This window comes from Paenibacillus sp. J22R67 (genome assembly GCF_059692175.1).
This window is the reverse complement of record NZ_JCAUAX010000003.1, coordinates 339,879-360,002: the sequence shown is the minus strand read 5'-3', so window position 1 is coordinate 360,002 and position 20,124 is coordinate 339,879. Positions and strand designations below refer to the sequence as shown.

The following is a 20,124-nucleotide window of genomic DNA, read 5'->3' as shown; positions in this document are numbered from 1 at the left end:
ACTCATTTAGGAGGCAAACCATGTCTACATATCATCCTTTAAGTGAAGCTCAAGCGATCGAATACGCTCGTCAAATCCCGGATTTGTTCCAACCTGGATCCGAATTGACCAGCCATGAAATCGGCGACGGCAACTTAAATCTCGTTTTTCGCATATCAGAAAAGGCTTCAGGAAAAAGTATTATTTTGAAACAAGCTCTTCCTTATGCAAAAGTTGTCGGGGAATCCTGGCCTCTGACGCTTGACCGGGCACGTATTGAGAGCGAAGCGCTCATTATTGAAGAAGGTTTAGTACCGGATCTCGTACCGCATGTATATGCTTATGACGCAGATCTCGCGCTGACGGTCATGGAGGATCTAAGCGATCACATTATTATGCGCAGAGGGTTAATTGAACGGAACGAATATCCGCTGTTTGCTGAGCATATCGGCCGCTTTATGGCAAATACGTTGTTTTTCACTTCGGATTTAGGCAAGAACCAACAGGAAAAAAAAATTCAACAAGGCCGCTTCATTAATCCTGAGCTTTGCAAAATTACGGAGGATTTGATTTTCGATGATCCGTACCGCGATGCGGAAACGAATAGCTTTGAAGATCATATCCGCGATGCAGCAGAGCAGCTTTGGGCAGACAACGAGCTTCACTTTGAAGTCGCGATTCTTCGCCAAAAATTCTTGACGAGCGCGCAGGCACTGCTTCATGGTGATTTGCACACGGGAAGTATTTTCATCAAACCTGATTCCACGAAAGTCATCGATCCAGAATTCGCTTATTACGGTCCAATGGGCTTCGATATCGGAGCTGTACTCGCAAATTTAATTCTAAACTTTGCAGGACAAGAAGGTTGGAGCAAGGATGATGAAAGCCGCAAAGCATACCGCGCTTATCTATTACAAACGGTGAAAGAAGTATGGACACATTTTGAAGCCAATTTCCGCGCGTTGTGGAATGAGCATGGTGTAGATCGTGTTTTCCAAGCACCTGGCTACCAAGACTATTTCATTAAAAACCTGCTTCAGGATACGGCGGGCTTCACAGGTGCCAAAATGGTGCGCCGCATCGTAGGACTTGCTCATGTCACAGATATTGATAAAATTGAAGATAGCGCCGCTAGAGAACGCGCTCAACGTTTGGCGTTAGCGATCGGCACAAGCTTTATTCGCGCTAATCGTCAAATAACTTCTATCGATGAGCTAATTGCCATCGTCACCAAAGAATCAGCAGTAGAAAGAGGATTTGTTCTATGACTAACAAGAACCTAGAAAGTTTAGAGGAGCAAGGTGCATTGCAATCCTTGCGTTGGAATGGTCAGCAGCTTGATCTGTTAGATCAACGTTTGCTGCCAGAAGAGATCGTTTATTTGCCGCTGGAAACGCCAATTGAGGTGTGGGAAGCGATTCGTCACTTGAAAGTTCGCGGCGCACCGGCTATCGGAATCGCCGCCGCGTATGGTGTATATTTAGGCATCCGCAACGTAGATGCCGCAGTGGATGGGCTTCTGGCGGAAGTCCAGAAGCAAGCCGACTATCTGGCGACGTCCCGTCCGACAGCGGTGAACTTGTTCTGGGCGCTCGACCGGATGAGAGCGCAAGCAGGCAGTTTGGCAGCGGCAGGCGTTAGCCAAGATGCCTTCAAAGCAGCGCTTCTGGACGAAGCGCAGAAGATTCAAGCCGAGGACGAGGAGACGAACCGCCAGATCGGCGAACACGCGTTGACGCTGTTCGAGGATGGCTTCGGCGTGCTGACGCACTGCAACGCCGGCGGTCTTGCGACAGCCAAGTACGGCACGGCGCTAGCGCCGTTCTACTTGGCTAAGGAAAAAGGCGTGAACCTGAAGGTGTTCGCGGATGAGACTCGGCCCGTGCTGCAAGGCGCGCGGCTTACAGCCTTTGAACTGCAGCAGGCCGGCGTCGATGTGACGCTGATCTGTGATAACATGGCCGGTGCGGTCATGTCCAAGGGCTGGATCCAGGCGGTCATCGTCGGAACCGACCGCGTTGCTGCTAACGGTGACGTTGCCAACAAGATCGGCACGTACAGCGTGGCTGTTTTGGCGAAAGCGCACGGGATTCCGTTCTACGTGGCGAGCCCGATCTCCACGATCGATTTGAACACACCTACAGGCGGGGACATTCCGATTGAAGAGCGCCATGAGGATGAAATCACGCAAGGCTTCGGCAAGCGTACGGCACCGCAAGGCGTAAAAGTGTATAATCCTGCCTTCGATGTCACACCGAGCGAGTATGTAACGGCGATTATTACGGAAAAAGGCATCGTTCGTGCTCCGTATGCGGAGAACTTACGTAAGCTTTTCGAATAATTTAGCATGATTGCTTGTCAGTAGCGCCGATTACTCCTGCTATTTTGCTGCATGTGTTCCACTATTTTCCATCTATCCCAGCAGTAAAGAGGCGGCATCGTCCGTCGTCACCAATAAATAAAGGCTGTTCCTGCCGTTTCGTAGTTGATTGACTACGATAACGGCGAGAACAGCCTTTTTCTTATCCATGCAGGCGTTCACGATACCGGTTCGGTGTGACACCATGGGCTTTTTTAAACACATAATGCAAATAATTGCTGGAAGCAAAGCCGCTTTTCTCGGCGATTTTCTCCAAGGTCATAGTCGTTTGCAGCAGCTCTGTGCACACATGATTCAAGCGGACTTGCTCCAAATACTCACTGAAGGATATGTTCGCTTGCTCCTTAAAAATGCGCTGAAGTTGTCGGGAGGAGATCTGCAGCCGCTCAGCAACGCCTTCAAGCGTCAGAGGACGCCGGAAGTTGTCCTCGATGAACTGGACGGCAAGCTGGTAACGGTAGCTTTTCATATCGCGTGCTGGCAAATCGAGCCCTTGATGATCCGCTTTGTAAGCGCCTATCGTTCTCAGCAACATCTGGATAATCGATTGTTTGATGATCGTATATTGTCCAAGCTGGTTGTCCCGCCAAGCTTCAAAGGCGACCAGGAAGCACTTCATTGCTTCCTGCCGGTCAAAGGCAGGGATGTGAGGAAGCTCGCTTAGCTGCTTGATGCAAGCATCAGCCTCTGCTATCTCCCAAGCTTCTCCCCAAGCCTGCGACTCAGGGTCTCCACCCAGCGGAGGCTCATCCAGCCTCACAAAGTCAACATGCAAACACAACTCATCCATCTTATCGTGTTCATCCGCCTCCTGGCGGTGCGAGACACCTGGGGCTGTCACATACAGCATCCCTTCTTGCAAAGGGTGGGTAATCCCATCCAAAATGACTCGGCCTTTTCCGTTAGGAATGTAATGAAACTCGAATTCGGAATGATGATGGAAATCGATCACCGTGCCAGGCGGAAAGGAGGTTAGATGGCAGCGAAGCACACGGATTCCGTAAGAACCCCACCGAAAACGCAGGTCCAGCCGATCTAGTGCCATTGGATTTTCAAGCATCGGTTCGAAGTAAAAGGGCTGACTCATGCTGAACCTCCTTCCATCCTGTACAGCTCAGTTATTACTGAGTTAGGGCATCAATACGTACTTGTTGTTTAGATTTAGCGGAGCGGTTAGAAGCCTCCATCAGCTTCGTTAAATCTACAGCCAACTGAATATTTTCAGTAGCTTTTGTTCCGTTTTGAATGTGGTCTACCCATTGATCAAAGGCAGATACCTTCTCTTTCGGACCGTTCTCGTAAGGTGTCCAGCCAGCATCAGCAAGTTTTCTCGTACGCAGCAGAATTCTTCCGTCATGATCGGAGTACAACACGCTGCCTTCAGTACCATGAACCTCAATCACGAATGGCGAATGAGCGTTCACGAAACCAGCCTCGACGATGCCTAGAGCGCCATTAGCATACTGGAGTGTAGCTACAGCATTATCTTCAACTTCTCTGCCCGTTACATGCCCATAAGAAGCGCTTACAGACTCAGGCAGACCCAGGAATAGACGAGTCAAATACATCGGATGACAACCAAGGTCGATTAACGCGCCGCCGCCACATTGTTCAGCATTGTAGAAATGCTCAGGCAGCCAGCCTTTCGGATTCGCCTCTGTAGAAATTCCGCCATTGTGGGATAAACGAGTGCGCACGAGTGTGATCGATCCTAGCAGTTCCTTCGCGATAATTTCTTGTACAGCTAATGTATACGTTGGATTCAAACGCGGCAATGAAACAGTCAAAGTTACACCAGCTTCATTAACCGCATCTAGAATCTCATTCACTTCATGTAACGTTGGAGCAATAACTTTCTCCGTAAAAATATGTTTACCTGCCTTGGCAGCAGCAATCATAACATCACGGTGCATGTTTGTAGGTGTGTCTACAACGACGCCGTCAATATCCTTATTTGCCAGTAACTCAGCAAGATCCGTATAAAAGGCAACACCACGCTGTGACGCTTCTGCTTGTCCGCGCTCAGGAATTTCATCCCACACCGCTACAATCTCGGTATCTTTGTGCTCGGTTACCTGTTTTGCATAGTCTCTTGCATGCACGTGCCAAAAACTTAACATTGCTACTTTAATCATGTTAACCTCCAAATAAGTGACTTGGCTTCATTTTAACATGCCTTGGCAGCTTGATAAATTTCGAATTAGCGACAGATGAGGGTGCAAAATAACGACATCACTTTATTTACTGACAGGCACAGCATTGTAGTACTCTTCCATGGTCATCTTTTTGGCTGCCATATCCTTAGCTGTATCCGCACCTACATAACGAATGTGCCATGGCTCGTATTGGTACCCCGTAATTTTCTCTTTTCCTTTGGGGTAGCGGATGATAAATCCGTACTCCTGGGCATGCTTCTCCAGCCAGTTCGCTTCTTTGGTCCCTCCAAAGCAATCCTCGGCGGCACATTTCCCGTCACTGCCCGATACATCGATTGCAAGTCCTGTTTCATGTTCGCTTGTCCCTGGCACAGCACTGTACGTTTTCGCTTTTTCCTCGCCATCCTTCAGAACGTAACGCTGGAATAGCGACTTCTGCGTTGCATATGACCGATAAGCCGATACGCCCGCAAGGTTGATACCATCCTTTTTCGCGCCGGCAACCAGCTTTTCAATTGCTTCCGCCGCGACGGTGCGCATTTTGCGTTTTTCAATCTTCTCCGCGAATGTAAAAGGAATATCTGGATAGACCAAATCCGTCGGCTCGTAGCTTGAAGGAAGTGCAAACTGTTTATTCACCAGGACCGTTACACTTTCCGGCTTGGCGATGACTTGAAGTCCATCACTTTTGGAAGGAGTACTGGATGCCTTCGGAGAAGCTGAAGGACTTTGGACCGGCTTAGAGCTTGCTTGCGGCGAAGCTGTCGCTGTTGTCGTTGGTGTGGAAGTCGTCGTATTAGGCGTAGCCGTTGCCGCCGCGCTGGCAGATGGGCTCGTGCTTGGTACTACTTCCTCTTTGCTGCTGCAGCCCGCCAGTATGGATAACGCCATGAGTAGGGCGAGCGAGTATTTTGTCTTTTTGTTCATGCTCAGATGAATGCCTCCTTGAAGTTGAAAACTTACATATGAAATAGACTTCTCATCCCAAGTAAAAGTTGCATGAAGTCAAATTTCAACGTAAAAAAGACTGCCATCTAGGTTTTGCGCCTAAATCGCAGCCTTCTCATATTTTATGCGTAACGTATCGTTGTTACAAGTTTAATCTGTTTCCGGAAATTTCTTAAGCCTGACTTGCAGCAATCGCCTGCTCTAAATCATAGATAATATCTTCAATGGCTTCGGTTCCAACGGATAAACGAATAAGTCCAGCAGTCACGCCTGCAGAAATTTGTTCCTGTTCACTCAATTGAGAGTGTGTGGTGCTTGCAGGATGAATAATAAGTGATTTGGAATCTCCAACATTAGCTAAATGTGAAAAGAGCTCGACGGAATGAATCAGCTTCTTACCTGCTTCAACGCCGCCTTTGATCCCGAAGCTCAAGATAGCTCCTTGACCCTTAGGCAGGTACTTCTGAGCAAGCTTATAGGAAGGATGGCTTTCTAGTCCAGAATAGCTAACCCACTCCACAGCCTCATGAGACTCCAAATATTGAGCCACCTTCAGAGCATTCGTACTATGGCGTTCCAGACGCAAATGCAGGGTCTCCAGACCTTGCAAGAGCAAAAACGCGCTGTTCGGTGAAATTGAAGCGCCTAAATCGCGAAGCAGTTGAACCCTTGCTTTGATAATGTACGCGATCGGTCCTACCGCATCGGTGTAAACAACGCCGTTATAGCTCGGATCAGGCTTCGTCAGGCCTGGGAATTTGCCGCTTGCCACCCAGTCGAATTTGCCGCTATCAACAATGACGCCACCAATCGTAGTTCCGTGACCGCCAATAAATTTCGTTGCCGAATGTACAACAATGTCAGCGCCGTGCTCGATAGGTCTGAGGAGGTAAGGACTTGGGAATGTATTATCAACAATCAATGGGATACCGTTCTCATGTGCAATAGCCGCCACAGCTTCGATATCGAGGATGTCCCCTTTGGGATTGCCGATCGACTCCGCGTAAACCGCTTTCGTTTTATCGGTAATGGCGCTGCGGAAATTTTCGGGATTGCTTGGGTCAACGAATTTAACGTTAATTCCAAGCTTAGGCAATGTGTTAGAAAATAAATTATAAGTTCCGCCATATAAGGAAGCAGCCGATACAATTTCATCACCAGCTTCAGCAATGTTCAAAATCGCAAACGTAATAGCAGCCTGGCCGGATGCTACGGCAAGAGCTGCTGGCGCACCTTCCAATGCAGCGATCCGCTTTTCAAAAACATCCGTCGTTGGATTCATAATTCGCGTATAAATATTACCAAACTCTTTGAGCGCAAATAAATTGGCTGCATGATCCGTATCGTTGAAAACATAGGACGTTGTTTGATAAATCGGAACAGCTCTTGATTTCGTTGTCGGATCGACCTCTTGACCTGCATGAATAGCTAGTGTTTCCGGTAAGTACTGGCGTTTGGAATCTGACATTGCACATGCCTCCTTGGATGGTGAATGGATTCGTTGATTTAAACTCGATAATTCCTACTGGAATAGTATGTATTTATTCTAATGGAAATATCTAGCTAAAGTCAATATACCATATTGGCATTATTTTCTATACTTGTTTCAAAGGGAGCGTGCTGCAATTATTTCCGCTCTATGCCTTGTCAGGCGGCAACAATACGATCCGTCCGTCCTCTATAGCAACCCGTACTTTATTCGTCCCGGAAGCTCCAATCGATTCGAGGAAATTGGCCGGAATTTGCAGTCTGCCCGCTTTGTCAACGACGGCATACTCAACATGGGAATCCTCTTCAGCAGCCAAGATACCCTGCTCAAGCTCAAGCAATTCCTCTTGATAGGACTTGCGCCGTATAATCTCCGAGGAGGTTTTGCCGTCCCGGATCGCAACGACCCGATCTACCTTCTTGGCCAAAAGCGGATCATGCGTAACAATAACAACCGTTAAGCCAAAGCTGCGGTTCAGCTCCCGAAATAGATCGAGTATTTGATTCGCCATCTTCGTGTCGACGGACCCTGTGGGTTCATCTGCCAGTAAGAGCCGGGGCTGATTCGCAAGCGCAATGGCAATAGCGACACGCTGCTGCTCCCCGCCGGAAAGCTCATTGAGCTTATTGTTTCTCCGGTGGCTTAAACCTACTGCTTCCAGCAAATCCAAAGCGCGGTGACGCTTGCGTCGCCCCTGGAGAAGGATGGGCAGCTCCACATTTTCCAAAGCTGTCAAATAAGGAATCAGGTTTCTCGCGTTATTTTGCCAGACGAAGCCGACGGTTTCCCTTTTATACTTGACCAGATCCGATTCCTTAAATTTCAGCAAATCCTTTCCATCCACACGGAGATTACCTGCTGAGGGCCGATCCAGCCCTCCCAGCATATTCAACAACGTCGATTTCCCGCTGCCGCTGTTCCCAATAATCGCCATCAGTTCCCCTTCCTCCACGTGGAGATCAAGACCTTGCAAAGCAACGACTTCAAGATCAGCGACCTTATAGATTTTAACCAAATTTTCACAGTGAATCATCCTTAATCCTCCCCAAGCTTAATGGCTTGATGAATCTTAATTCTGGAGAGCATCCCGCCAAGCAGCAGTAAACCAATTCCTATCATAACCAAGACAATGACGTATAAATGTAGCTGATCGTTAGGATCAAAACTCACTTGAAAAGGCGGCACTTGACTCGATGAGTCAAACGTTAATTGGAACAAGGGAACGAACAAACGGCTAGCCGTATTCCCAGTGATCATACCAATCAGGACAGCAGCGCCTGAAGTTAACATTTGCTCGGCAACTAGCATCCCAATCAACTGAGCATAAGAAATTCCCATCGCACGAAGTACGCCGAATTGTAAAATCCGACCGGAAAGTGAAAGCACCCAATATAAAAGAAATCCCATAAAACTGATGCCAATCGCAATCAAGAAACCAAGTGTCATTACGCCGTTCACAGCCAGTTGGAATGGATCATTTTTGGAACGGACCAACATTTGCTTCGTATCAACCAGACTTTCAATCTGGATATGTTTAAGCTCTAGCGCTTCATACAAAGCTTGACTAGTCATGTCAGGTTTCAGCTTAAGCCATACATCATACGGCTCCACGGCCAAATTATTTTGAAAATAGGAGAGATGCCCAACGACGAGCTTAGGTGCATCTACTTTAGTCTGCTTAGATGAGCTTGACGTACTACTGCTACTCGATGAGGCTGTCAATACCGGATTAGGATTCCAGCTAGGCCAGTAATCAATGATTCCATAGACGATGGATGCTGTCCCTCTTACATCCCCCCATCCAATATTCACTGTATCGCCAACTTTGGCTCCAGTTTCTTCAGCAATGGACCTGGAAATAAGCACAGCCTTGGAATCCCCAGCGAGCAAGTTCAAATAATCATAGAAGTGATGATCCAGCAATTGATCGCGAAGCCAGGCTGTTTGACCGAATTCATCGGTGTCGATTCCCATCAATGTTGTCCGCTTCGTTTCTTTGCCTATTGAGATGTAAGCATCTTTCTTTTGAAAAACACGAGCAGCGGACTCCACACCTGGCAGCTGGGTAAATGGGAGAAACGGCGGCTCCGTATATTGCACTCGTTTCTTCACAACAACTTCACCAGCAGGAGAACTAGCCTCACCCGAAGGTCCAGAAGAGCCTGATTGTGGAGGCGGCGCATCATTATCCCATGGTGTTTGCAAAACAATATCAGTGCCATTCGTATAGCGGATCTTCTCTTCAATGTTTTTATTCATCGTCCGGGCTGCACTCGCACTAAACAAACCGGTTGCCAGCGTCATCACGATAAACAGCATAATGAATTGGTACTGTGTAGTGGATCTGCCTACCTGAAGGAGCGTCGAATACAGATAAGGCGGCCACCATTTGCGCCCCACCGTATAGATCAGTTGAATAATCCACGGATAGATGCGCAAGAGGAACAAGCCCATTGCAAATATGAATAGTGCCGGCACTACAAAAAGGAGAGGATCAACCTTCATGTCCATCGAATCTAGCCCAAGTGCAACCAGATCAGTCATCCGCCTGTTAAAGCTTTGCAATAAATAAATGGATACGGCTAATAAGATAACATCGAGGAAGATTTTATGGACAAAAGAAAGCTTATTTTTCCTCGCTAACGCTTGCTTATGACCAACAATGGTCGTGCGTGTTGCCATAACGGCAGGGATGAGCGTCATACAAACCGAAGCCACTACGGCAATCAAAGCATATTGATAGGCTTCTTGATTCAGCTTAACTTCCATTGCAGCGCGTTGTACAAATTCCAGAAACCCATTGGAAGCGCCCAAGATTTTGGTCAATTGCATGCCGATAGCAGGTCCAACTAGAAGAGCAACGCCCCCTAATAGAGCTCCCTCCAGCACATAGCCTAATAGAATCTGAGTACGGCTAGCTCCTCTGCTGCGCAGAACGGCAATTTCTGTTTTTTGCCTCTCCGTAATCAAATTGGCAACCATGAATAAATAGAAAGCTAACAAAATACTAACGGGCACATTCAGCGACCATAACATCATTCTTAATTTCTTCTCTTTATCACCATACACTTTCAAGGTAGGAAGCGAGGGATTCTCGGATTTATAAGAATTGAAGCGATTGCTTAAGTAGCCTTCCATTTGTGCATGTGCAGCGGTATAGGCTCCTAATCCTTCCAGCTTTAATTGGTGATAATCGAGTATGTAATTCCAAAAGCAATACAGGCTAGTAAACTCTTTGTTATTGGTGATTTCTTTCTCAAATAGTCCAAAGGGAATGAAAAATCTTGAACGCAAGTCATACATATTATTCGTCCAATACGGATCGGCATAATCGCTGCGATCAATGACCCCTACGGGTTTAATGCGAATGTTTTGTTTCAAATCCTCGTCTTGAATGGTTAATTCATTGCCAAGAACAATCTTCATCTCCGTCAGCAGCTCAGGGAATACCCATGCTTCATACACGCCATTCACAGGCTCTGCGGAAGGCATGACACCGTCAACAAGGCGAATATGCTTATCTAACTCCGACATCGTTGTCAGCTCGCCTAGACGCTTCACACTAGGATCTACTTTACTTGGATCACTCGGTTTGAAATTGAAATTCATCGTGCTGCGCATAGTGGTCGAAAGGAGAATAGGTACGCCAAATGCTTTACTTTCTTCTTTCAAATAAGCATCTGTTTCCGCAAGAAGACGATCTGTGTCTTGCTCCTTCTCGGCTCTCACAAAGTACGCGTAATTATACACTTGCCCCGGATATTGCGTGGTGTCTGTTTGCAGAACTTCCAAGTCCTTGATCAGCATGCGCTGTAAAATGGCGTGTGTATAAATAGGCATCGAGCTTGCAAGAGCTACAGAAATAATGAGCCCTACCAATAAACTAAGCTCGAGCCAGCGATTTTTAACCATTTTACGGAGAATCATCAGAAATAAAGCCATTGCAATCCTCCTAAGAAAGTACTAGTTCTCTAAAATGACATTTTGGCCTTCCTTGAGGCCCGTCCGAATTTCCACTTCCGTTGGGGTAACAAGACCTTTTTCAACATCGACTTCTTTGCGGCTTTCCCCATTCAGCACTTGCACATAATCTCTGCCCAGATAAGTCCGCAGTCCTTTTCGCGGGATTACGATGACATTCTCTCGCTGCTCAACAACAATTGTCATGTCTCCAGATGCACCGATCTCTGCACCCTCTGTTCCTAAAGGAACCCCAATAATAATCGTTTTGGCATTTCTTTCGGCTTGTGCCTTGTTATCCGTTGGGGGAGAGCTCGATGGTGTTCGCAGCACTTTGCCCTGCACCGTACTCCCGGATTTCGCCAGCTTGACTTCTACATTCATACCAACTTCTATACCAGTTAGTGTTCCGACATCTGTAGCTTCATAAGAGAGTTCCAGGTGGTCAGGATCGGACAGAACCACAAGCGTATTGAAGGCGTCCACTACACTTCCTTGCTGAGCATCCGTTACGAAAGTGACAATTCCACTGGACTCTGCCACTAACATGGTCTTATCCAATTGCGCTTGCAAGGATGTCAATTGCAGCTTCGCAGCTTCAATATCAATATCCTTCAAACGAAGCGCCAGTGCTTGATCAGGATCAGCCTGCCTGGATTGCACGCTAGCAATTTGAGCCTTCTCCAAATTCAGCTTTTGAAGGGCAATCCGAGTTTCCAAATCTCCCTTCTCCAGTTCAGCAAGCACATCGCCCGGCTTAACTACATCGCCTAATTTAACGCGTAAAGCTGCCAAGCGATGATCAGACTCTTTAAAATAATAATTACTCGTTTGGCTCGACTTGAAGGTCCCCATAAAAGTAGCTTTTTTCGTTATGTTGCCTTTCTTCACTTCATAAAGTTCAAAGTTTTCTTTCACGGGTTTCACTAAAGGTGGCTTTAGCGCCTCCTCTTCCTTGGGCAGCAGGGAGCATCCTGCCAGCATGAACACAACACCCGTTATAAGAACGAGCTTAGACGCAAATGTATTAACCTTCATCGACAATGGTACCATCCTCCAATGCATACACTTCATCTACAATTTCCATAATAGCGAGATCATGTGTGGTCAAAATAATGGTCATTCCTTCTTGCACCAAATCTTTGAATAGTTTAAGCACTTGGAGCCCCATTCTGCTATCTAGCTCGGCTGTAGGCTCGTCTGCCAAAATCAGCTTGGGTTTGTGAGCGATAGCTCGGGCAATGGCAACCCGCTGCTGCTCGCCGCCAGATAGCTCATAAGGACGATGCTTCATTCTCATTTTCAAGCCAACGAAATCCAGCGCCTCTTCAGCTAATTGTTTATAATGTTTGGGATGAATGCCCGATATGCGCAAACCAAACTCAACATTCTCGTAGGCAGACATATATGGAACTAAAGCAAAGGATTGAAAAATAAGACCGATCTGCTTCCGTCTAACTTCATTACGCTTCGCCTCAGATAGACTGCTGATCTCCATGCCCTCTAAATAAACGGCACCTTCCGAAGGATGGTCGAGGGCCCCGAGGATATTGAGCAGCGTTGTCTTGCCGGACCCCGATCTTCCGCGCAGTGCCACAAGCCTGCCTCTGGGAATGCTGAGATGAGCTCCCCGCAATGCGTGAACCGCTCCCGATCCTTTTCCAAATACGCGCGTAACACCAATTGCTTGCACCATAGGCACCTGATCTACCTGCATAGTCATAGTTAGCACCTCATCTTTATTCCTAAATCATGGAACTCTCTCTAAATGTAAACCTTTACATAACAAAAAAATAGACATCCTTTGTTGGAAAAGGTGTCTATTTGTTCTTCTCGAATTCTTTGGGCGAACAGCCGACTACGCGTTTGAACGTTTTGGCAAATGTTTTCGCATCTGGAAATCCTACGGCATCGGCCACTTCATATACCTTCATGTTACCCGTTCGCAGTCTGCGTTTCGCTTCTTCCATACGGATTCGCGTCAACGTTTCACTCAGCGATTCTCCCATTTCCTTGCTGTATAAATCACTCAAATAGCTGCGGCTCAGTCTGACATAATCAGCCATGTCCGATGTGCTTATGGGTGATGCATAATTGTCCATCATATAGGCCAAAACCTTACGAATAAAGGGATTGTTTGAGCGATGAATCGGCTCTTTCCCAACCACCATTCGATTCTCCATCAGCATGCTCATTGCTTGAAAAACCATTTCACTAACCTGCTCAAACCTGCTGCAGGCGCTCAGAGCTTTGCTATTCACATATAGCTCCTCATATCGCTCAAGCGCTGCGCAGCCGCGTTCGCGCGCATAACCTGCAGCCAGCGCAAGCAGTTCCTGGATGAAGATCAACACCTTCTCCTTGTCGTGGCGCTGCTCCCCGAGCTTGCGGCAAAGCGCCTCCGCATGGTGCCGATACCCCTCGCTGTTATTGTGCAAGACACAGCGCAGCAGGTCGCTGCGAATCTCAAACGGCAGCGCAGGCACTTGCCCGCATGCTGCCTCCGGCGCAGGCACAACCAAGCGATTCCAGCTGGAGCTGTAGAATCGCTCCTGCACCTGCCGCGCATGCAGCGCCGCGGCAGACTGCACGTCCGCGAGCCGGCGGATAACGACGCCGGCTCCGATGAACCAGTCCGGCGCGTGCGCGAGCCGGACCTCCGCGGCGCGCTCAAGCGCCGCGGCAGTGGCATAGACGCCGCCATCTTGGGCGGCGTCTTGCTCTTCGGCTGCTGCTGGAAGGAGCAGCAGCGTGCTGTCGGCGGCCAGCGGCAGCGCCGCCAGGCAGCCGGTCCAGCGCCAGTCTATGGCGGCGCTGGCGTGCAGCAGCAGGCTAACTAGGCTGCTGCTGGGGGCACTTGCACCGAAAAGCTCTGCCTGCAGCTCAGCTTCGCCAAGCTTGGTCTGTAAATAAGCCTGCAGCCTGTTCGATAGCTGCATTTGCTTCGTGGAAGCCAGCTCAAGCTCCCGAATCTGCTGCTCTCTCTGGTCATTCCGCTGAGCTTCGAGCTCTCGCTTGACACCCAGTAAGATGTCAATTAGCGATTCTGGCTCCATCGTTGGCTTGAGAATATAGTCCTTAGCCCCAAGCTTCATCGCTTCTTTCACATAGGTGAAGTCGTCCATACAGCTTAGAACAATGGTGCTTATTGGTCTTGTCCAATCTCTTAGCTCTCTTATAAGCGCTATGCCGTCCATACGCGGCATGATTAGATCCGTTATCACAATGTCGATTTGAAGTGATTCCAGCAACTCAACTGCTTCTAGGCCATCTTCTGCATCACCGGCATAATGAAAGCCATGCATTTCCCAATCCACCAATGTACGCAAACCCAAACGAATGATGGGTTCATCATCCACAACAAGTACATTCATTCTGCTTCCAACTCCTCTCCCTGATGGATAGGAAGTGACATTCTGATCGTGGTTCCTTCCCCAGGTTTGCTGGCAATATGCATTTTGAATTCCGGCCCATAGTAGAGCTTGATCTTCTCACGAATATGAGAAATCCCTACACCGCTCATTCGTTCTCTCAGCATCCGATCCGATCGGGTTCCTCCTGCAGCATGCATGGCCTTCCAACCAGAACTGCCTTCTTCCACCTGCATCCCGACACCATTGTCTTCCACTTGGCAAAATAGGAGGTCTCTATCCAGCCATGTCCGAATCGTAATGACGCCTTCCCGCTTGGCCGGCTCAATACCATGAATAATCGCATTCTCCACTAGCGGCTGCAGAAACATCCTTGGAACCAAGCAGCCCAAAGTTAGCTCTTCCGCTTGAGAGACCACCTGAATGCGATCCCCGTAGCGAAATTTTTGAATCTCCATGTAATCGCGGATCAGCCCAATTTCTTCACGCAAAGTAATAAATTCGCCCTTCTTGCCTAAGCTCGCTTGCAGCAACCGCACTAATGCACTTACGACTTCTGAAATCTGAGGTGTTTTATGTATTTTTGCCACCCATTTTATCGTATTCAAAGTATTGTAGAGAAAATGCGGGTTCAACTGATAATGGAGTGCTTCCATTTCGGCTTCCTTTTTCAGCGATTCCTCTCTTTTTACCTGCTTAATAAGATCTTCTAGCCGATTCAACATCTGATTATAGCTTTGACCTAATTGCCCCCACTCCGTGGAGCTTTTGGATGTCCAGTACGCTCTCAAATCGCCAAGCTCTGCTCGATTCATCAAAGCTTTTAGTACATCAAGAGGCCTCGTTACATAAGTCATGAACAGGAGTGAGCTGCCTGCACTGAGCACAACCGCCAGAGCAAATAAAGCAATCAGCCAAGCGCGATAATAGGGAAATGCTGAAACAAATGATGGAAGTACAGTTTCATAGTAAGATGTCCACTGGACTCCCCCTATCATTTCTACGTGTTTCGCAGAATGAACCACTGAATCATCTGTGTGCAAATAGTCAGTTGCACGCCCTACGCTCTTCAATTCTTCGCCCGTGTATAAACCATTGCGATAAACCACTTGATGATTCTGGTCCAAAAGAACATAGGCCTGAGAAGTATTTTTAACAGATAACTCCTTCATTAACTTGTTCATATTGACCCATAACGTTACCCTTCCAATTTCCTGTAAGCTTGACTTGTCCTTGATTGATTCCGTGTAAGTCAGCAAATAAGCATCGAGTTTACTATATTCGGCTATTAATGGTTCAAACCGCTGCTCTGCACTTCTGATGCGTGTATCCAGCATCCCCGTCGCCTCTGCACTCTGAGCACATAACGTTCGATTCGATGACTGCAAAGTCAAGCAGACCTGCTCTAGATAACGGTTCTGAAGCATTTGATCGGACAACAGGCTGTTCGTATATTCGTTCAATTCTTTCCCTTCTCGGGAAGTAGCTTCTTTCATTTTGACAAAGGTTAAAACGCCATAATCCTCTGTAACCCTGTGGGTAATCTCTGAAGAGTTGCGCAGCCCCTGATAGATGGAAGCGATCACTTGATCGTGCATTTGATCTACAGAAAGGGTTAATTCGCTCTTGCTATATGCGGAAAATTGTTGATGAAATAAATAAATGACCAAGACTAATGGAACTGAGATAACCAGAAGCATATAGAGAAGCACACGAAATTGAAAGCGATTAAATACGTGTCTGAGCAGCGATCGCATACGTCACCCTTCATGTTGCCGTTGATAGTTATTTCATTATAAATCTATCTTTTACCAAAAAGATATACATAAAAGAGAGGCTGTACACGGCTGATGTGAAAACATTCAGCGGTGTCAGGGAACTGGTAATAGATTTGTGCAAAAAGCTGGTGCGTTACCAGGGTGTTTGGTGGAGAAGATCGACCTCACACCAGGGCTAAGTTGGCTGCACGGCCAACCTGGCGAAACTACGATGCGTTATTTCGGCGAATAGCGAGGTCTTGGCGGATGGAGGGGAATTACTGTGCGCATTTCGGCGAATAGCTGGGGGTGACTGATGTCAGTGAACTACAGTCTCTAGTCGCCGCATCTCAGCTTCAATAAAAAAGAGGCCACCCCTTAGGTCATTTCTGACCCAATGAGATAGCCCCCTATTTCTTACTATTCTTATTCACCTATTCACCGTACTAAAGCACCTTGGACAAAAAGGACTTTGTCCGCTCTTGTTGCGGATCCTCGAAGATTTGCTTAGGCTTGCCTTCTTCCACAATAACGCCGTGCTCCATAAACATAACGCGGTCGCCAACCTCGCGAGCGAAGCCCATTTCATGGGTAACGACAACCATTGTCATCCCTTCCTTAGCCAGCTGCTTCATAACGGCCAGCACCTCACCGACCATTTCGGGATCCAAAGCGGATGTCGGCTCATCGAACAGCATAATCTTCGGCTCCATCGCGAGTGCGCGAGCAATCGCTACACGCTGCGCTTGACCTCCGGAGAGCGAATCTGGATACGCATCAGCTTTATCTTCGAGCCCAACTTTCGTTAGTAGCTCCAATGCTTTTTTGCGCGCTTTATCCTCTGACCATTTACGCACTTGAATCGGCGCCAGCATAATATTATCAATAACCTTCATATGCGGGAACAAATGAAAACGCTGGAACACCATGCCGAGCTCCATGCGGATCTCATTAATTTTATTCGTTGGGTTCATAATGTCTTTGCCCTCAATCTTGATGGAACCGCCATTAGGCTGCTCCAAAAGGTTCAGACAACGCAGAAATGTCGATTTCCCCGATCCTGAAGGACCAATCACCACCAAGACCTCTTGGTGCTGAATATCTGCGGAAATATCCCGCAAAACGACGTTACTGCCGAATGCTTTTTTAAGATTTCTAACTTCAATCATCGCGGTCATATCTCTACACTCTCCTTTCCACATAGCTAAGCAGCTTGCTTAGAGAATAAGTGAGGATGAAATAAATGAATGCCGCAGTCAGATACGGCTCCCATACAGCGAAATATTGGCTGCGCATCGCATTAGACCAATACATCAATTCTGGGGCGGCGATAACCGCAAACAGAGAAGAATCCTTAATCAACACGATAAACTCATTCCCAAATGGAGGAATCATCCGCTTAATCGCTTGCGGCAAAATAACCTTTTTCATCGTTTGATAATGTGTCATCCCTAGGGAATGCGCCGCTTCGGTTTGCCCTTTATCAATGGACTGAATACCTGCCCGGAAGATTTCGGCCATATATCCTGCGGAGTTCAGAGATAAAGCAACAATAGAAGCAATGATGGCATTAGTTGTGCCAAGAAATAAGGGAACGACCCCGAAATGCACGAGCAAAATTTGTACCAACAGCGGTGTGCCGCGGAAAAAGTTCACATATATGCTAGTTGGCCATCTTAGATATCCTCTGTGAGACATTTTGCCTAGTCCAACAGCCAGCCCCAGCACGGAACCGAAACAGATGGACAAAATCGATATCCCAATGGTCCAAAGCGTACCTTTTAATAAAAGCGGTATATATTCAATAATAATGTCAAAACGAAACTCCATTCCACACTTCCTTTCTTACCTTATTATGCTGATAACAGAACAACAGCATGCGTAGGTTGAGTCACGCATGCTGCTCTTTTATTATTTTTGTTCAAGCAACTTTTTCGTATCTGGCTCTTGACCGAACCATTTTTTGTACACTTTTGCATACGCCCCGTTTTCAATCACTTTCTTGATTGCTGGGTCAAGCTTCGCTTTAAGCTCACTGCCTTTAGGAAGCAGAATACCGTAGTATTCGGACTCAAAATTTGTCGCATCCGTAATGGTAACGAATTTTTTGTTCGGATTGTTTTTCACATATTCACGAACGATTGCGATATCCGCGACAACCGCGTCTACACCGTTATTTTCAAGTTCCAACAGTGCAAGCGTGTTGTTATCAAGACGTTTCAAAGATGGGTTCTTCTCGCCCATGATTTTGCTCATAAGCGTATCTGCTGTCGTAGAGATTTGAACAGCAACCTTCTTGTCTTTCAGGTCAGTCGCGCTTTTGATTGGACTGCCTTCTTTGACCAGAATCATGTTGGTTGATTCGAAGTACGGGATGGAGTAATCATAAGATTGTTTACGCTCATCTGTAATCGAAACGCTGGAAATACCACCTTGATACTCTTTACCTTGTTTAACACTTGTAAGCATTGTGTCCCAACCTGTATTCGTTACATCGTAGGAAAGTCCTGCTTCCTTCATAACTTCTGCAAGAAAATCGATGTCAAAACCGGTCATCTTGTCTTTGTCCATATATTCCATTGGTGCATAAGCAGCATCTGTTGCAAACTTGTACTTCGTGCCGCCGGCGCCGGTATCTTTAGCCCCACAACCCGTTAATCCGATTACTAGAGCTGCTGTCAAAACAAGAAATGATATTTTTTTCATTAAAATTCCCCCCGTGCTATGTATGGAACGAATCATATTTTAACATCTGGTCAATAAAATGACAACGTCTGTGTCTAGAAAATTACTCAGGAAATTGCAGGTAATCACCTTTCTTGTTCATTTTTGGCTTTTTGCACAACAGAATTGGACGATCTTTGTTCTTTTTACCGATACAAAATAGAAAAACGCCCGGATCTCGTGATCCGAAGCGTTTAATTTACATCATTTTCAAAATGGCTTCTCTTCCCGTCATTCCAGCAAAAATGCCCAGGTCCTCCGCCGTGTGCGTCACCGATTCAAGCGGTGCTTCCAGCAGCTCTTCAATCGTGCGGACGCCAGTAGCTCTTGCCGCGACAATGTTGCGTTCACTCAAACGCTCGTTGAGCAGTGCAACGTCTAAAGCACCGCACATAATGTATCCTTTATCTGTCGTTACTACCAGCAGCGTCGTCTTGGGCAATTTAACCTCTATCGCAATTGCAGTATGTCCCTCAAGGAGAATAGGTTCTACGCGCATCATGCTCTGCACAGCTCCTCTTTGCAGTCTTACGGTAGTATATGCGCGTGCGGCTAGTACGGTGTGATGTTTGGTGGAAAAAGAATTTTTGTTCACTGGGATGTATGGTAAGCTTACGGACACAGCAGCCCTTATTTGCGGCAAATAAGGGATTCTCGAATTCTAACGGACACCACAGCAGTAATTCACATCATCAGCATGTAATTTGGCTGTCTATTGACCAAGTAACGACTCCACAGTCCGTTAGACTTGCGATGAGGGCCATTTATCGAAAATAACGGCAATGAGGTCCGTTAACGCTCTCCACAAGCCACGACAATACGCCCTGAACTACTTTCGAATCCCCTGTTTAATAAGCTATATCCACAAGCCGTCCCTCAGAGGCAGCTACCAAATCTCCACCCTGCAGGAAAATCTGCAGCCCCCTGCGGCCGCCGCTAATACTAACCAATTCCATGGATTCGACAGATACATGTATGTAAAAGGGATACTTCTTCTTCATGCCCAAAGGTGATACGCCGCCCCGTATATAGCCTGTAAGCGATTGGATGTCTTTGACAGCCACCATGTCAATTTTCTTATTTCCGCTTACGGAAGCGAGGCTCTTTAAGTTCAGTTCCTGATCGCCGGGAATGCAGGCTGCAAGTACACCCGTTTTGTCTCCTTTTAAAATGAGAGTTTTATATAATTGGCTAGGCTTTAGGCCCACTTTGGCGGCCACGGTAGCAGCATCCAACTGATCTTCATCCCAATCATATTCATGAAGCGAGTAAGTAATTTGGAGAGAATCGAGGATTCGGCAGGCATTCGTTTTGTTTGACATAAGTTCCTCCTCTTTTGTATACAAAAGTTGCACGAATG

The 20,124-nt window shown here is 47.1% G+C and carries 17 protein-coding genes; 2 read left to right on the top strand and 15 right to left on the bottom strand.

Annotated elements, in window-relative coordinates; all coding sequences use genetic code 11:
• Positions 1-20 precede the first annotated feature (20 nt).
• Complete coding sequence (gene mtnK / locus AC58VC_RS13550) at positions 21-1,247, top strand: S-methyl-5-thioribose kinase (protein ID WP_497369288.1); 1,227 nt, start codon at positions 21-23, stop codon at positions 1,245-1,247.
• Positions 1,244-2,320 carry an S-methyl-5-thioribose-1-phosphate isomerase gene (gene mtnA, locus AC58VC_RS13545; RefSeq protein ID WP_497369287.1) on the top strand — a complete coding sequence of 359 codons (1,077 nt, stop codon included), beginning with the start codon at positions 1,244-1,246 and terminating at the stop codon, positions 2,318-2,320. The genes mtnK and mtnA overlap by 4 nt, the downstream gene beginning before the upstream one ends.
• Positions 2,321-2,501: 181 nt before the next feature.
• Here mtnA and AC58VC_RS13540 read toward each other — a convergent pair whose 3' ends face one another.
• From AC58VC_RS13540 to ybaK, 15 genes are all read right to left on the bottom strand, one after another.
• Positions 2,502-3,446, bottom strand: coding sequence for an AraC family transcriptional regulator (locus AC58VC_RS13540; protein ID WP_497369286.1), 945 nt, complete (start codon positions 3,444-3,446; stop codon positions 2,502-2,504).
• Positions 3,447-3,480: 34 nt separating this feature from the next.
• A complete protein-coding gene (locus tag AC58VC_RS13535; RefSeq protein ID WP_497369285.1) occupies positions 3,481-4,494 on the bottom strand; it encodes a Gfo/Idh/MocA family protein in 1,014 nt (337 codons plus the stop codon).
• Between the two features lie 102 nt (positions 4,495-4,596).
• Positions 4,597-5,442 carry a M15 family metallopeptidase gene (locus AC58VC_RS13530; RefSeq protein ID WP_497369284.1) on the bottom strand — a complete coding sequence of 282 codons (846 nt, stop codon included), beginning with the start codon at positions 5,440-5,442 and terminating at the stop codon, positions 4,597-4,599.
• A gap of 193 nt (positions 5,443-5,635) precedes the next feature.
• Positions 5,636-6,931: a homocysteine synthase gene (locus AC58VC_RS13525; protein WP_497369283.1), complete on the bottom strand. Its 1,296-nt coding sequence runs from the start codon at positions 6,929-6,931 to the stop codon at positions 5,636-5,638.
• A gap of 169 nt (positions 6,932-7,100) precedes the next feature.
• Positions 7,101-7,985 (bottom strand): ABC transporter ATP-binding protein, encoded by an 885-nt coding sequence (locus tag AC58VC_RS13520; RefSeq protein WP_497369282.1) that lies wholly within the window; start codon positions 7,983-7,985, stop codon positions 7,101-7,103.
• A 2-nt stretch (positions 7,986-7,987) separates the two neighbouring features.
• Complete coding sequence (locus AC58VC_RS13515; protein WP_497369281.1) at positions 7,988-10,894, bottom strand: ABC transporter permease; 2,907 nt, start codon at positions 10,892-10,894, stop codon at positions 7,988-7,990.
• A gap of 21 nt (positions 10,895-10,915) precedes the next feature.
• Positions 10,916-11,950 carry an efflux RND transporter periplasmic adaptor subunit gene (locus tag AC58VC_RS13510; protein WP_497369802.1) on the bottom strand — a complete coding sequence of 345 codons (1,035 nt, stop codon included), beginning with the start codon at positions 11,948-11,950 and terminating at the stop codon, positions 10,916-10,918.
• Entirely contained in the window at positions 11,940-12,635 is a 696-nt protein-coding gene (locus AC58VC_RS13505; protein ID WP_497369280.1) for an ABC transporter ATP-binding protein, read from the bottom strand. The genes AC58VC_RS13510 and AC58VC_RS13505 overlap by 11 nt, the downstream gene beginning before the upstream one ends.
• Positions 12,636-12,732: 97 nt before the next feature.
• A complete protein-coding gene (locus AC58VC_RS13500) occupies positions 12,733-14,286 on the bottom strand; it encodes a response regulator (RefSeq protein ID WP_497369279.1) in 1,554 nt (517 codons plus the stop codon).
• Positions 14,283-16,040, bottom strand: a complete 1,758-nt coding sequence (locus AC58VC_RS13495; protein WP_497369278.1) for a sensor histidine kinase — start codon at positions 16,038-16,040, stop codon at positions 14,283-14,285. The genes AC58VC_RS13500 and AC58VC_RS13495 overlap by 4 nt, the downstream gene beginning before the upstream one ends.
• Positions 16,041-16,486: 446 nt before the next feature.
• The gene (locus tag AC58VC_RS13490; RefSeq protein WP_497369801.1) at positions 16,487-17,209 is read right to left on the bottom strand and encodes an amino acid ABC transporter ATP-binding protein; all 723 of its coding nucleotides are present in this window, start codon (positions 17,207-17,209) and stop codon (positions 16,487-16,489) included.
• 13 nt (positions 17,210-17,222) lie between these two features.
• Positions 17,223-17,870, bottom strand: coding sequence for an amino acid ABC transporter permease (locus tag AC58VC_RS13485; RefSeq protein WP_477498319.1), 648 nt, complete (start codon positions 17,868-17,870; stop codon positions 17,223-17,225).
• Positions 17,871-17,951: 81 nt separating this feature from the next.
• Entirely contained in the window at positions 17,952-18,746 is a 795-nt protein-coding gene (locus tag AC58VC_RS13480) for a basic amino acid ABC transporter substrate-binding protein (RefSeq protein ID WP_497369277.1), read from the bottom strand.
• A 217-nt stretch (positions 18,747-18,963) separates the two neighbouring features.
• Complete coding sequence (locus AC58VC_RS13475) at positions 18,964-19,266, bottom strand: YunC family protein (RefSeq protein WP_145659671.1); 303 nt, start codon at positions 19,264-19,266, stop codon at positions 18,964-18,966.
• Between the two features lie 346 nt (positions 19,267-19,612).
• The gene (ybaK, locus tag AC58VC_RS13470; protein WP_497369276.1) at positions 19,613-20,086 is read right to left on the bottom strand and encodes a Cys-tRNA(Pro) deacylase; all 474 of its coding nucleotides are present in this window, start codon (positions 20,084-20,086) and stop codon (positions 19,613-19,615) included.
• Positions 20,087-20,124: the final 38 nt, after the last annotated feature.

Coding starts and splice junctions, on each gene's coding strand:
- AC58VC_RS13505 (WP_497369280.1), bottom strand. CDS start 12,635: ATGACTATGCAGGTAGATCAGGTGCCTATGGTGCAAGCAATTGGTGTT.
- AC58VC_RS13490 (WP_497369801.1), bottom strand. CDS start 17,209: ATGATTGAAGTTAGAAATCTTAAAAAAGCATTCGGCAGTAACGTCGTT.
- mtnA (WP_497369287.1), top strand. CDS start 1,244: ATGACTAACAAGAACCTAGAAAGTTTAGAGGAGCAAGGTGCATTGCAA.
- AC58VC_RS13475 (WP_145659671.1), bottom strand. CDS start 19,266: ATGATGCGCGTAGAACCTATTCTCCTTGAGGGACATACTGCAATTGCG.
- AC58VC_RS13495 (WP_497369278.1), bottom strand. CDS start 16,040: ATGCGATCGCTGCTCAGACACGTATTTAATCGCTTTCAATTTCGTGTG.
- AC58VC_RS13510 (WP_497369802.1), bottom strand. CDS start 11,950: ATGAAGGTTAATACATTTGCGTCTAAGCTCGTTCTTATAACGGGTGTT.
- ybaK (WP_497369276.1), bottom strand. CDS start 20,086: ATGTCAAACAAAACGAATGCCTGCCGAATCCTCGATTCTCTCCAAATT.
- AC58VC_RS13535 (WP_497369285.1), bottom strand. CDS start 4,494: ATGATTAAAGTAGCAATGTTAAGTTTTTGGCACGTGCATGCAAGAGAC.
- AC58VC_RS13520 (WP_497369282.1), bottom strand. CDS start 7,985: ATGATTCACTGTGAAAATTTGGTTAAAATCTATAAGGTCGCTGATCTT.
- AC58VC_RS13525 (WP_497369283.1), bottom strand. CDS start 6,931: ATGTCAGATTCCAAACGCCAGTACTTACCGGAAACACTAGCTATTCAT.
- mtnK (WP_497369288.1), top strand. CDS start 21: ATGTCTACATATCATCCTTTAAGTGAAGCTCAAGCGATCGAATACGCT.
- AC58VC_RS13530 (WP_497369284.1), bottom strand. CDS start 5,442: ATGAACAAAAAGACAAAATACTCGCTCGCCCTACTCATGGCGTTATCC.
- AC58VC_RS13485 (WP_477498319.1), bottom strand. CDS start 17,870: ATGGAGTTTCGTTTTGACATTATTATTGAATATATACCGCTTTTATTA.
- AC58VC_RS13480 (WP_497369277.1), bottom strand. CDS start 18,746: ATGAAAAAAATATCATTTCTTGTTTTGACAGCAGCTCTAGTAATCGGA.
- AC58VC_RS13500 (WP_497369279.1), bottom strand. CDS start 14,286: ATGAATGTACTTGTTGTGGATGATGAACCCATCATTCGTTTGGGTTTG.
- AC58VC_RS13540 (WP_497369286.1), bottom strand. CDS start 3,446: ATGAGTCAGCCCTTTTACTTCGAACCGATGCTTGAAAATCCAATGGCA.
- AC58VC_RS13515 (WP_497369281.1), bottom strand. CDS start 10,894: ATGGCTTTATTTCTGATGATTCTCCGTAAAATGGTTAAAAATCGCTGG.